Origin of the sequence: Micromonospora sp. NPDC005299 (assembly GCF_042872345.1) — a bacterium.
Lineage (GTDB): Bacteria > Actinomycetota > Actinomycetes > Mycobacteriales > Micromonosporaceae > Micromonospora.
The window spans coordinates 63,140-75,313 of record NZ_JBIAKG010000001.1 but is presented as its reverse complement, the minus strand read 5'-3'; the positions used below and the strand labels follow the sequence as shown (position 1 = coordinate 75,313).

Annotated in this window: 13 protein-coding genes and 1 tRNA gene; 8 read left to right on the top strand and 6 right to left on the bottom strand. The window is 74.1% G+C overall.

Annotated elements, in window-relative coordinates:
- Nucleotides 1-16 precede the first annotated feature (16 nt).
- Nucleotides 17-892, bottom strand: a complete 876-nt coding sequence (locus ACFYPD_RS00375; RefSeq protein WP_387107128.1) for a class I SAM-dependent methyltransferase — start codon at nucleotides 890-892, stop codon at nucleotides 17-19.
- A gap of 66 nt (nucleotides 893-958) precedes the next feature.
- Here ACFYPD_RS00375 and ACFYPD_RS00370 point away from each other — a divergent pair, with 66 nt between their 5' ends.
- Nucleotides 959-1,771, top strand: a complete 813-nt coding sequence (locus tag ACFYPD_RS00370) for a hypothetical protein (protein WP_387107125.1) — start codon at nucleotides 959-961, stop codon at nucleotides 1,769-1,771.
- Here the strand turns inward: ACFYPD_RS00370 and ACFYPD_RS00365 are convergent.
- The gene (locus ACFYPD_RS00365; RefSeq protein WP_387107123.1) at nucleotides 1,678-2,529 is read right to left on the bottom strand and encodes an alpha/beta fold hydrolase; all 852 of its coding nucleotides are present in this window, start codon (nucleotides 2,527-2,529) and stop codon (nucleotides 1,678-1,680) included. The two genes, ACFYPD_RS00370 and ACFYPD_RS00365, sit on opposite strands and share 94 nt — an antisense overlap.
- Nucleotides 2,530-2,718: 189 nt before the next feature.
- Between ACFYPD_RS00365 and ACFYPD_RS00360 the strand changes: the two genes are divergently transcribed.
- The 3 genes from ACFYPD_RS00360 to ACFYPD_RS00350 all read left to right on the top strand — a co-directional run bounded on the left by ACFYPD_RS00360 (nucleotide 2,719) and on the right by ACFYPD_RS00350 (nucleotide 4,958).
- Nucleotides 2,719-3,327 carry a dihydrofolate reductase family protein gene (locus ACFYPD_RS00360; protein ID WP_387107120.1) on the top strand — a complete coding sequence of 203 codons (609 nt, stop codon included), beginning with the start codon at nucleotides 2,719-2,721 and terminating at the stop codon, nucleotides 3,325-3,327.
- Between the two features lie 582 nt (nucleotides 3,328-3,909).
- Nucleotides 3,910-4,491: a GrpB family protein gene (locus ACFYPD_RS00355; RefSeq protein ID WP_387107117.1), complete on the top strand. Its 582-nt coding sequence runs from the start codon at nucleotides 3,910-3,912 to the stop codon at nucleotides 4,489-4,491.
- Nucleotides 4,492-4,523: 32 nt separating this feature from the next.
- Nucleotides 4,524-4,958 carry a hypothetical protein gene (locus ACFYPD_RS00350; RefSeq protein ID WP_387107114.1) on the top strand — a complete coding sequence of 145 codons (435 nt, stop codon included), beginning with the start codon at nucleotides 4,524-4,526 and terminating at the stop codon, nucleotides 4,956-4,958.
- A gap of 23 nt (nucleotides 4,959-4,981) precedes the next feature.
- Here the strand turns inward: ACFYPD_RS00350 and ACFYPD_RS00345 are convergent, their stop codons facing one another.
- A complete protein-coding gene (locus ACFYPD_RS00345; RefSeq protein ID WP_387107112.1) occupies nucleotides 4,982-5,857 on the bottom strand; it encodes a GNAT family N-acetyltransferase in 876 nt (291 codons plus the stop codon).
- A 98-nt stretch (nucleotides 5,858-5,955) separates the two neighbouring features.
- A tRNA-Arg gene (locus ACFYPD_RS00340) sits at nucleotides 5,956-6,028 on the bottom strand.
- A 168-nt stretch (nucleotides 6,029-6,196) separates the two neighbouring features.
- Here ACFYPD_RS00340 and ACFYPD_RS00335 point away from each other — a divergent pair.
- Nucleotides 6,197-6,934 carry a hypothetical protein gene (locus tag ACFYPD_RS00335; RefSeq protein WP_387107109.1) on the top strand — a complete coding sequence of 246 codons (738 nt, stop codon included), beginning with the start codon at nucleotides 6,197-6,199 and terminating at the stop codon, nucleotides 6,932-6,934.
- Between the two features lie 10 nt (nucleotides 6,935-6,944).
- Here the strand turns inward: ACFYPD_RS00335 and ACFYPD_RS00330 are convergent, their stop codons facing one another.
- Together ACFYPD_RS00330 and ACFYPD_RS00325 are read right to left on the bottom strand one after the other, a co-directional pair.
- The gene (locus ACFYPD_RS00330) at nucleotides 6,945-7,961 is read right to left on the bottom strand and encodes an alpha/beta hydrolase (RefSeq protein ID WP_387107108.1); all 1,017 of its coding nucleotides are present in this window, start codon (nucleotides 7,959-7,961) and stop codon (nucleotides 6,945-6,947) included.
- Between the two features lie 88 nt (nucleotides 7,962-8,049).
- The gene (locus ACFYPD_RS00325) at nucleotides 8,050-8,460 is read right to left on the bottom strand and encodes an HPF/RaiA family ribosome-associated protein (protein ID WP_357204644.1); all 411 of its coding nucleotides are present in this window, start codon (nucleotides 8,458-8,460) and stop codon (nucleotides 8,050-8,052) included.
- A gap of 275 nt (nucleotides 8,461-8,735) precedes the next feature.
- Between ACFYPD_RS00325 and ssb the strand changes: the two genes are divergently transcribed.
- The 3 genes from ssb to ACFYPD_RS00310 all read left to right on the top strand — a co-directional run bounded on the left by ssb (nucleotide 8,736) and on the right by ACFYPD_RS00310 (nucleotide 12,172).
- Nucleotides 8,736-9,527, top strand: coding sequence for a single-stranded DNA-binding protein (gene ssb / locus ACFYPD_RS00320; protein ID WP_387107107.1), 792 nt, complete (start codon nucleotides 8,736-8,738; stop codon nucleotides 9,525-9,527).
- A 93-nt stretch (nucleotides 9,528-9,620) separates the two neighbouring features.
- Nucleotides 9,621-10,634, top strand: a complete 1,014-nt coding sequence (locus ACFYPD_RS00315) for a cobalamin biosynthesis protein (protein ID WP_387107104.1) — start codon at nucleotides 9,621-9,623, stop codon at nucleotides 10,632-10,634.
- A complete protein-coding gene (locus tag ACFYPD_RS00310; protein ID WP_387107101.1) occupies nucleotides 10,631-12,172 on the top strand; it encodes a cobyric acid synthase in 1,542 nt (513 codons plus the stop codon). Before ACFYPD_RS00315 ends, ACFYPD_RS00310 begins: the two co-directional genes overlap by 4 nt.
- The last annotated feature ends 2 nt before the right edge of the window (nucleotides 12,173-12,174 follow it).

Genomic DNA, 12,174 nt, shown 5'->3' with positions numbered 1-12,174 from the left:
AATAACACGTACGGCCCTACCTGGTCACCCTCGGTACGCGGCGCGTCGCTATGCAGATTTCCCGCCCGCCGGCCGGCCGGCTCCGGTCCGCTCCGGTGTGGGCCACGGCGAGCAGGTGGGCGCTTTCCCCGAGCACCGCCGGATCCCGCTCGAACGCCTCGGCGCACGCCACCGCGTCGGCGAAGAGCCGCTCGGCCGGGCCGGTGCCGAGCGCGTTCAGCACCGGCCACAGCGGACCCTCCACCCCGTACACCGCGGGGGCCGGCAGGCCGGCCGCGACGAACTCGTCCACCACCTGCCCGGGCCGGTGGAAGTAGGCCGTCGTGAAGCCGCTCCGTGGATCGTTCACCCCGGTGGCGTACTCCTCGCGCAGCAGCGCACGGTGGTGCTCGTCCACCCGCCCCTGAACGGTCAGATCCATCAGGGCCGCGTTGCGGCTGATCACGGCCGCGAGCACCGGACCGCCGGGCCGGGTCAGCCGGGCGGCCTCGCGCAGCGCCGCCACCCGGTCCGCCTGGTCAGGCAGGTGGTAGAGCGGGCCGAGCAGCAAAGTGGCGTCGGCCGCGTCGTCGGGCAGCGGCAGTTTCCGCGCGTCACCCACGGTCGCGGTGATCCCCGGGTACGTCGCCCGGGCCGCAGCGACGTGCGCCGGCACCAGGTCGACCAGGTGCACCCGGTGCCCGGCCGCGGCGAGCCAGCCCGCGTACGCGCCGGGGCCACCGCCGACATCCAGCACCTCGGCCGGCGGCGCCGGCAGCAGCCGGGTGAGCAGGTCGCGCGTGCGGCGCGCCTCCAACCGTCCCTGCGGTGACCGGTCCAACCGGTCCGCCTCGGCGAAGACCTCCGTGTAGTAGCGCGTGATGTCCGGCTCGGCGGGTCGATGCTGCGGCATCCGTCGATGGTGGACGCCCCGCGGCGGCTGGTCACCCTGTTTAGGGCGGGGGCCGCTCTTACCTAGGTGCGGACCCGGGTCGACGAGAGCGGCTGCGCCGTGTCGGGCTGCACGGGTACCGGGATGGCCGTCGTCGGCTGGCTCCTCATCACCCTCCCGGTTCTCTGGGTCGCGGTTGCCCTCGTGCTGTGGGCACGGCTCAGCGCGCCGGCCCGGGTCGCCGCCGTGCTGGTCGGCCTGGCGTTCCTGCTGGTCGCCTGGGTGCACGTGCCCGGCAAGCGATCCGCCCTGGACCTGCTCCTCGACGGGTCGGCGGCCGGGGCGATGGCCACCGGGATCCGCTGGGGCGGGGTCGGCGCCGGCCTGGCCGTGGTCGCCGTCTTCGTCCTGACCGTCCGGGCCGAGGGCCCGCGGCGGTCGGCTCGCGGACCCGGCGGACCCGCCCTCGTCGCGGTGGCCCTGCTCGGCACCCTCGCGGTGGCGCTGGTCCGGACCGAGGCGCCGCCGGTGACCGTGGCCGAGGCGATGCCGGAGCGCATGTTCCAGGCGGCGGGGGACACCCGAGACCATCACGGTGAGCTCCACGACCGGAAGCTGGGTGCTGCTCAGCAGCGTCGGGCACGCCGACGGGCGAAGCATCGCCGAAGCCGACCGGGGTTACCTGCTCTGGGCGGCGAAGCAGGTGGCGTACCGGTTCATCGGGCGGCAGGTGGGACTGCTGATCGGCCCCTCGGCCGCGGACGGCATCGGTCCGCGTACGCCCTGACCGGCTGCCGCCTCACCCGCTACCGGGCGGACGCCTCGTCGGCATGCCGGCGCAGCCACTCCAGCGCCGGCCCGGCGTGGCGCAGCACCGAGATGTGCCCGTCCTCCGGGTAGCGGCGCAGCTCGGCGGCGGGACAGCGGCCGGCCAGCCACTCGGCGTGGGCCACCGGCGCGACCCCGTCCCGCTCCCCGTGCACCAGCAGCACCGGCGGCGTCACCTCGGCCGGGTCAAAGCCCCACGGGTGCACGTACGCGAGGTCGTCGTCGATCAGCCCGCCCGGGCCGGCCCGCATCGCCGGGCCCACCACACCGTCGAACCAGGACCACTCGCCGTGCAGCGCGGCCAGGTCGGCCGCGGTGAACTCCGGGTCGTACGCAACGCCCGAAGCCTCGTGCGCCTCCTTGGCCGCCCGTCCCGCGGCGGCCGCCCGCAGCGACGCCGCCCCGGCGGGCACCATGCCGGCGAACCAGTCCAACCCGGCCGCGCCGTGCGGTGCCAGGCCGGCGCCGACCACCACCGCGACCACCCGGTCGGGCAGGAGCGCGCCGCAGGCCAGGGCGTGCGGACCGCCGCCGGAGTGGCCCATCACCGCGAACCGGTCGAGGCCCAGCGCGTCGGCCACCGCGGCGACGTCGGCGGCCGCGGAGGCGATGTCGCGCCCCGGCAGCGGCGTCGATCCGCCGTATCCGGGGCGGTCGTGGGAGACCCAGCGGAGGCCGAGCCGGTCGGCCGCGGCGAACAGCGGCGCGGGCGGGGCGCCGATGTTCGGCGTGCCGTGGTGCCAGAAGACGGCGAGCCGGTCCGCCCCGCCGGTGTCGTAGACGTGCAGCGTGCGGCCGTCGCCCAGGCGGAGATCCGTCTCGGTCACCATGACCGGAGACTACGTCGGCCCCGCTCCCGCCGCTGACCGCCGCCCCTGTCCGGCCGCAGGCCCTCCGGCGAACCGGACACTGTGGTCCAGGTCACAATCTTGGTCGGTCCGGGTTGTCGAATCGGTTGCTCCTCGGCCGTCGGCAGGGTGGAGGCCGGCGCGGGGCCGGTCACGAAGGAGGGGACAGTCATGCGACTCACCATCACCACGTTCCTGACCCTGGACGGCGTCATGCAGGCCCCCGGCGGGCAGGAGGAGGACCGCACCGGCGGGTTCGACCTGGGCGGCTGGCTGCCGCCGCACTTCGACGAGACGGTCGGCGGGTGGATGGGCGAGACCCTTGAGCGGGCCGAGGCCCTGCTGCTCGGCCGCCGCACCTACGACATCATGGCCGCCTACTGGCCGCACGTGACCGACCCGGCCGAGGGCGGACCGGACAACCCGCTCAACCGGCTGCCGAAGTACGTCGCCACCACCCGGAACGACGAGCTGACCTGGTCGGGTTCGCACCGCCTCGACGGCGACCTGGCCGCCGCCGTCACCGAACTCAAGAACCGCCCCGGCGGCGAACTCCAGGTGCACGGCAGCGGCGCGCTCGCCCGGTCGCTGATGCGGGAAGGGCTCATTGACACGTACCAACTGCTGGTCTTTCCGGTGGTGCTCGGGCGCGGGCAGCGACTCTTCGCCGACGCCGTGCCCCCGGCGGGCCTGCGACTGACCGGCACCCGCACCTCCGGCACCGGGGTGACCATGCTGACCTACGACGGCACCGGCGCGCCGACCTTCGGCAACCTCTGAGCGTTCCGGCCCGCCCAGCCGGTCGTACCGCACGCGGCTGGACCTCCGAGTGCTGGTAGGCGGAAGCCGACCGTGCGGCTCGTCGCTGCCTTCGTGGTCGGCGTTGTGCTGGCGGCCTCGCTGTCGGCGAGTTGCAAGACTCGCGCGCTGAGCGGGAGCAGAACGCTGTAGTCGCTCTCGTCGCCCTACCGGGATCGGCGAACCTGGGAGGCTCGTTCGCCCAAGGATCGGTCGAACTGTCCGGGCAGCTGACGTTGATCAACGCCGGACCCGCGCCCGTCACGCTACGTCAGGCTCATGCGGAGAGGCCGGGCGTCGTGGTGCGCAGCACGGGAGAAGGGCCGAGGTTGCCCGCGGGCAGCACCCGTCAGCTCCTGGTCGAGCTGAGCTTCGAGTGTGCGTTCGCATTTCAGCCGGAGCCGTTGTCGATACGGTTCTCCGTCGAGAGCGGGGACAAGCAGGTCAGGGAGGTCGGCTACCCCGTCGCCCTGGTGGGAAGCGACTGGGAGCGCGATGCCCGGAGCATGTGCGCGCTCCCCGCATAGCGACAGCGGGTGGGCTCGGCCGTACCCGGCCGCTACGGTGACCGACGTGAAGGACGATGCACGCGTGGTCGAGGTGGTGCCCTACGACCTGACCTGGCCGGAGCGGTTCGAGGCCGAGCAGCGGTTGTTGTCGGAGGCCCTGCCCGAGGCGCTGAGCGTCGAGCACATCGGATCCACAAGTGTTCCCGGCCTGGCGGCCAAGCCCATCATCGACATCATGGCGGTCGTGCCAGAGGTCGACGCGGTCGTCGCCAACCTCCGGCCACTCGAACAGATCGGGTACGTCTATCGCCCGATGGTCTTCCCCGAGGACAGCGACCACCTGTTCTTCGCGAAGGACACCGCCGGGAGGCGGAGCCACCATCTCCACGTCTTCGGCGTCACCTCGCTGGCGCCGGAAGAGAACCGCGTCTTCCGCGCCTACATCGAGGCCAATCCCGCAGCTGCCCGCCGGTACGAGGCGGCGAAGAGGCGTGCGGCCGAGCTGCATCCCGACAGTCGGGCCCGGTACGGCGCCGCGAAGGAGGTGACGGTGACGCGGTTGTCGGCGGAGGCCCGGCTGTGGAGCGAGTCAGTAAGAAGCTCGACCACCAGTGCAGAGGTTCGGCGTCGAGCTTGATCCGTCGGGCCGCGCTGATAACGTCCCGGGTCGTGACGGCCGAAGCAGCGGGGGTCTTTCGTCGGACGGAGATCGAGCGATCAGATCAGCGGATCGCCTGGGAACGGACGGACCAGGCCTTCTTCGCTGCCGGAGCGTGTCACATCCTGGCCTGGGTCTGCCGGGATTCCTACCCCGACCGGCCGATCGAGATGGCAGGGGTGCGCGTGGCGGGAGACTGGCAGGTCTTCCACGTCTACGCGCTCTGCGACGGCTGGGCATTCGACCACTCGGGCTGGAATCCGGAGCCGCAATTGCTGGCGGCGAACACGGCCTTCGAGGGCCGCCGGCTGGAGCGCGTCAAGATAGTGGAAGGCCTCGCTGAGTTCTGCGAGACCCACCACTCCCGCATGCCGGACCAGTATTGGCGGGACCCGCTCCCTCGTGCTCGCGGCTACGTGAGCCGATACACCCCACCGTGGACGTAGCGCCGTCGATACGGGCAGAACGCCTAGTGCGGGACGTCGTTGGAAAGGTTGATCCGGATCTCCGTATTGCGGTATCCGGCGCGACCGAAAGCGGCCGCCATGGGCGCGTTGCCCAAGTCGGTGGTGGCGGTGATGCGTGACGACCCGTTGGCCGCGTGAAGGCGGGTGATTTCGGCGAGCACCTCGTCCACGTAGCCGCGCCCACGGAACTCCGGCACCACCCCGAGATAGCCGACGTTCACGTTGTACGGGGTTGCGGAGGGAATCCCCAGGCCCGCCACCTCGCCCTCGCGCGTGTAGGCGATCCGCCACCACTCCCGCTTGCCCGGCGCGCTTAGATAGAAGTCCATCTCCTCGCGCGCGGTCGCGTCCACGCCCTTGGCGGCCAGGTTCGCACGGGTCTGGGCGTCCAGGCTGCCCTCGGCGATTCTCCGGAACACCGCGAGGAACTCCTCGTCGGAGGCCTCGGCGAACCGCAGCCTCCCGGCCGCGGGGGGCACCCCGTCGGCGGGCGCCCACTCGAACTGCAGCCGCTCCACCTCCCGGGTGAGGCCCGCCGCGTGCGCCGCCGCCCGCCGCCACTCCACGGCCGCCGAGGTGGCCGGATCGTCGCGCCAGCCACCGGTGACCTTGATCGCGTACTGCACCGGCTCCGGGAACCCGGCCAGCGCGGCCCTGATCAGCTCAGCGGCGACGGCGGCACGGTCGCCCACGGCAGGATCCACGTCGAGGCAGTCGAGCGCGACCGGATGCGTGCTGCCCTTCGGCCCCCACCACAACGCCCGTCCCACGACCCGGCCGTCGTGCTCGGCGATCCAGGTCCATTCCGGCCGGTACATGTCCTCGGCCAGTTCGGCCAGGTAACGGTCGGCGGTGATCCACCCCACGGGCTCGGTCACGATCCAGGAGGTCACGCGGTCGTGGTCTGCGGGGCCGGTAGCGCGGTAGGAGATCACCTGCAGAGACTAGTGAAGCTCCGCACCATGATTCGCAGGGGTGCGCCCGGCAGGATTCGAACCTGCGGCCTTGGGATTAGAAGTCCCCTGCTCTATCCGCTGAGCTACGGGCGCGCGTCGACGGTGTCGCGCCAAGAGGGTACCGCCGAGCCGGGGCTCGCCGGGGGAACGGGTGGGCGCGGCCACGTCGCTGCTCAGCGTCCCACGGCCCGGCCTCCGCGGGCACCCTGGATATCCGGGTCACGGGCCACCGACGCCGGGCCGGTCCGTACCCTCGGCGTCGTGCTGCTCGACCAGGAAACCGAGAACGAGATCGCGTACGAGCTGTGCCAGCTCCTCGGCCGCGCCATCCTGCCCGTGAGCGGGTCGGACGGGCCCGGTGCGCCGGGTACGACCGTCGGCACCGCCTTCTTTTACAGCGAGCTGATCGGCGCGACCGACGACGGCGAGGTGGTGCACGAGTGGCTGCTCACCGCCGCCGCGACCACCCGGGCGCCGTACGGGGAGCTCGGGCTGCGGCCGAGTCTCACCGAGCCGGCGGAGGCGGCCGCGGAGCCGATCGAGCTGCCCGACTTCGCCGACCGGTGGCTGCACCTGCCGGAGCTCGGCCTGGCCGCCATGCCCACGGGTGGGCTGCACGGATACGCCGAGGACGGGGGCTGGAGCTGGCGTACCCAGCAGGTGACCGACGCGGTGGCCGCGCCGGCCGACGCGGTCGCCCGGGTCGGCGCGGAGCCCGGCTCGGCGTTCGTGCTGGCGCTCGGCGTCGGCGACGACGGGTCGCGGCCGTTGGAGGCGGTGATCGAACGGGTGGCGCGGGACGGCGACGAGGTGCGGGTCACCACGGAGCTGCCGTCCGGGTACGTGGGCGCGCCGGTGTTCGGCGTCGAGGCACCCGACGGGGAGCTCTCGCTGCGCTGCCTGGGCCTCCTGCTGCCGGCGGACGATCGCGGCCACCCGGTCGCGACGTTCGACCGGATCCGGTCGGCACTGGCGGCGGCGACCGCCGGTTACCGCTGACCGGCCCGGCTCAGCCCTCGGCGGTCGCGCCGGCCGACTCGGCCGGCCGCCGCGGCGCCGGTGCCGCGGGCTCGGTCGGCCCCGCGCCGAGGAAGCCCTCCGCCCACCGCCCGACCTCCGTGAAGACCTTCTCGCGTACGGCGGGGCCGGACAGGGTCAGGTCGTGCAGCCCGCCGTCGAAGCGGGCCAGGGTGACGTGCCGGCCGAGCCGGGGTGCCCAGCGCACCATGTGTTCCACGTCGAGCACCGCGTCGGCGAGGGTGGCCGAGTCGTGCCACTTCGTGCCCCGGTAGCTGCGGGTGGAGCAGGCCAGCAGCACCGGCACCGGGATGTCCAGGCCGGCCCGGAGCTCGCGTTGGCCGGCGCGGATCGCGTTGATCCAACCGGCCCGCACGGGGAACCCGGCGAGCGGCTTCCAGGCCAGGTCGTAGCGCCACTCGCCGCGGTGGTCGGCGTGCAGGCTCTCGCCGTACACCGTGCCCAGCCCGAACGGGAGGATGCGCTGCGGCGCCCGGCGGCCCAGCCGGGAGACGGCGGCCGCGAGGGGTCGACGGACCAGCCAGGGCGCGTTGATGTCGAAGAAGGGGCTGTTGAGGACGATCCCGTCGACCAGGCCGGCCGCGCGGCGGGCGTGCGCCCAGAGCGAGATGATCAGGCCCCCGGTGGAGTGGCCCATGGCGAGCAGGGTGTCGTGGCCCTCGTCCTGACGGATGATCTTCGCGGCGGCGTCCAGTTCCGGGAAGTAGTCGCTCAGGTCGCGGCAGAAGTTCGGGGTCTGGTGCGGTTGCAGGCTGCGGCCGTACTTGCGCAGGTCGAGCGCGTAGAAGTCCCAGCCGCGCTCGGCGAAGAAGTCGGCGACGTGGGTCTGGAAGAAGTAGTCGACGAAGCCGTGCACGTAGAGCACGGCCCGACCGGTCGGGCGCTCCGCCCGCCGGCGGACCAGGGTCGCGACGACCGGTCCCTCGTCGTCGGTGCCCAGGTCGATCGTCTGCCGCTCGTACGGCGGTCCCAGCACGTCGGGTTCCACGACCGCGACGGTACGCCGCCAAGCTACCCGGCGGTAGCCCCCGCCCCCGCCCGCCGGCACCGGGTGCGGACGGGAGGCGGGGTCGCCCTCAGACGGTCTCGGCGTCGGCCCGCTCGGCGGCCTGCGCGGGGACGCCCTCGGGCTGGTCCGTCTCGCGCAGGTGCTTGTTGTGGCGCGGCTCCTGCCGGGTCTTCGCGTCGTTCAGGCGGCGGCGCAGGTCGTCCCGGACGTCGTTGAGCGCGGCGTGCAGGTCCTCCTCCGCGGAGGTGGTGACGATCTTCTGCCGGCCCGCGACCCAGCACTCCAGGGTGACCTTCTGACCCCGGGCGTTCCGGTCCTTGACCGACACCTCCAGCTCGGTGGCGTCGGCGTGGAAGCCGGCGAGCCGGGCGTCGAGGGTCGCGAACTGCTCCGCGATCCAGTTGCGGTCGCCCTGGGAGAACCCGGCGCCGACCCGCAGGCACTCGGCCACGGTCGCGGGGTTCGCCACGGCGCTCATCGCCGGGCCTCGCAGGCGTCTCGGAGAAGCATCGGCGCTCCCTTTCTCTCGGTTGATCAAGTTCTTACCCAATCGGGCTCGGCCGGAACCCGGCCTGCTGATCTGTTCCTTCGCAGGTCAGGGCCCTGGAGTCACCGGTCCTAGCGCATCGTGACCTTGATCAGGTGGTTGTCCACAGCCGGCTCCGTCGTCCACAGCCCGGCCGGGGACGGCTGGCCCACGGCCGGTCGCCGGCCGAGGCTCGCCCCACAAGCCGAGTTCCCCTGGGAGGGGCGATGTTCGATACGTACGTCACGATCGTCGGCAACGTGCTGACCGCGCCAGAGTGGCGCCGGACTACCCAGAGCAACACCCTGGTGGCCAACTTCAAGGTCGCGTCGACCGCCCGCCGACTCGACCGGGAGAGCGGCCGCTGGGTCGACGGAAACAGCCTGCGGGTCCGGGTGAACTGCTGGCGGAAGCTAGCCGAGGGGGTGGCCTCCTCGGTGGCGGTCGGCGACCCGGTGGTGGTGGCGGGCCGCCTCTACACCCGCGACTGGACCGACGACGCCGGCAACCACCGCACCCTCTACGAGCTGGAGGCGGTCGCCGTCGGGCACGACCTGTCCCGGGGCCGGGCCCGGTTCCTGCGCAACCGGCCGAGCATGACGACCAGCACCGTCGAGGACGCCGAGGCGGAGAGCCGGGTGCACGGCGAGGCCACCGAGCCGGTGCCGGTCGCGCAGGCCCCGGCCTCGTTCGACGACCAGCCGTTCGACGACGAGTTCCCGCCGCCGGAGTTCCACACGTCCCGGGTCGGACTCTCCGCCGGGGTGGACGCGACAGCGGGTGACCTCGACGAGCTGGCCGACCCGTTCGACGATCGGCCCGACGGCCCGGCCGCCGAGCCGGACGACCTGGCCGCCGAGCCGGACGACCTGGCCGCCGAGCCGGACGACCCGCCGACCGACGACGAGCTGGGCGCCGAGCCGGTGACCGGCGGCCCGGACCGGGCCGGTGCGGCTGCGGGGGTCACCGGGACCGGCCGCCCCCGGCGGGGCCGCGGGCGGACCCCGGTGCCCGCCTGAGCAGCTCGGCTCGTGCAACGGGGGAGCGGGGTGGCGACGCCGGCGTGGCCACCCCGCCGTACGACTAGGCTGGCCGGCCGGAGGTGGTGACGGGTGCGGCAGGCGACCGCCATGGCGAACGCGGCGGGACTGGTGGCGGGCTACGCCCTGGACTCGCTGCTCGGCGATCCCCGGCGGTGGCATCCGGTAGCCGGCTTCGGCCGGGCGGCCGGCGCCCTGGAGCGACGGATCTACCGACCCGAGCGATCGGCCGGCGCGGCGTTCACCGCGCTCGCGGTCGGCGCGCCGGTGCTGCTCGGGGCGGCCGCCGGTCTCGCCACCCGGCGTCACCCGGTGGCCCGGGCCGCGCTGGTGGCCGCCGGCACCTGGACGGTGCTGGGCGGGCGCACCCTGCGGCACGAGTCGCGGCTGATGGCCCGGGCGTTGCAGGCCGGTGACCTGCCCGCCGCCCGGGGCCGGCTCAACCACCTCTGCGGGCGGGACCCGTCGGCGCTCGACGAGCCGGAACTGGCCCGGGCCACCGTCGAGTCGGTCGCCGAGAACACCTCCGACGCGGTGGTCGCCCCGCTGGTCTGGGGCGCCGTCGCCGGGCTGCCCGGCCTGCTCGGCTACCGGGCGGCGAACACGCTCGACGCCATGGTGGGCCACCGCTCACCCCGCTACGCCCGCTTCGGCACCCCGGCCGCCCGCCTCGACGATGTGCTCAACCTGATCCCCGCCCGGCTGACCGGGCTGCTCACCGTCGCCGTGGCGCCGGCCGCCCACGGGGACCGTTCGGCCGCCTGGCGGGTCTGGCGACGGGACCGCAACGACCACCCGAGCCCGAACGCCGGCCAGTGCGAGGCGGCCATGGCCGGGGCGCTCGGCGTCCGGCTGGGCGGGCGCAACGTCTACTTCGGACGCGAGGAGACCCGGCCGTTCCTGGGGGACGGGCCTCGGCCCGAGGCGCGGCACCTGAAGCGGGCCGCCCGGATCTCCGGCGCGGTCGGCCTGGCCGCGCTCGGCCTCGCGGCGGCGTACCCGGTGACGGTCGGCCGTCTGGTCGGCGCGACCGGCCGCGCCGCGCTGCGCGCCCTCGGCGGGCCGCGACCGGGGAGCGGGCGATGAGCGGCGGGCTGCTGGTTGCCGGGACCACCTCCGACGCCGGCAAGAGCGTGCTCACCGCCGGCATCTGCCGCTGGCTGCGCCGCCGAGGTGTGTCGGTGGCCCCGTTCAAGGCGCAGAACATGTCCAACAACTCGGCCGTGGTGGTCGGGCCGGACGGGCGCGGCGGGGAGATCGGCCGCGCCCAGGCCATGCAGGCCGCCGCCTGCGGGCTCGCACCGGACCTGCGCTTCAACCCCGTGCTGCTGAAGCCGGGCAGCGACCACGCCAGCCAGGTGGTGCTGCTCGGCGAGGCGGTCGACACGGTCACCGCCGGCAACTACCGGGAGCTGCGTCCCCGGCTCGCCGAGACCGCCTACGCGGCGCTGGCCGAGCTGCGGGCCGAGTACGGCGTGGTGATCTGCGAGGGCGCGGGCAGCCCCGCCGAGATCAACCTGCGGTCCGGCGACTACGTGAACATGGGGCTGGCCCGGCCTGCCGGCCTGCCGGCCATCGTGGTCGGCGACATCGATCGGGGCGGCGTGTTCGCCTCGATGTTCGGCACGGTCGCGCTGCTCGACCCGGCCGACCAGGCCCTCGTGGCCGGCTTCGTGATCAACAAGTTCCGGGGCGACCTCGGGCTGCTCCGGCCGGGGCTGGACATGCTGCACCAGGTCACCGGCCGCCCCACCCTCGGCGTGCTGCCCTGGGCGCTCGACCTCTGGCTGGACGCGGAGGACTCGCTCGCGTACGGGCGGGTGCTCGGCCGGCCGGCGGCACCCCGCGGCACCGACTGGCTCGACGTGGCGGTGGTCCGGCTGCCCCGGATCAGCAACGCCACCGACGTCGAGGCGCTGGCCACCGAGCCCGGCGTCCGGGTGCGGCTCACCATCGAGCCGGCCGAGCTGGCCGCCGCCGACCTGGTGGTGCTGCCCGGCTCCAAGTCGACCGTGGCCGACCTGGCCTGGCTGCGGGAGAGCGGCCTGGCCGACGCCGTCCTGGCGCACGCCGCCGCCGGCAAGCCGCTGCTTGGCATCTGCGGCGGGTTCCAGATGCTGTCCCGGGCGATCCACGACCCGGTGGAGAGCCGCCAGGGCAGCGTGCCCGGCCTGGGACTGCTCCCGGTCGAGATCACCTTCGACCCGCGCAAGACGGTCCGGCGCGCCGCCGGCACCGCCGCCGGGGACGTGCCGGTCCACGGCTACGAGATCCACCACGGTCAGGTCTCCGGAGCCGACCCGGGCCTGCCGCCGCTGCTGCGCTACGCCGACGGCACCGGCGAGGGCGCCCGGCTGGGCGCGGTGCACGGCACCCACTGGCACGGCGCCTTCGAGTCCGACGCCTTCCGGCGCCGCTTCCTCACCGAGGTCGCCGCGCTGGCCGGGCGGACCGGGTTCAAGGTCGCCCCGGACACCTCGTTCGCCGCCGCCCGGGAGCGCACGTTGGACCTGGTCGGCGACCTGGTCGAGGAGCACCTCGACACCGACGCGCTGTGGCGGCTGATCGAGTCCGGCCCACCCGCGGACCTGCCGTTCATCCCGCCCGGCGCGCCGACGGCGTGAGG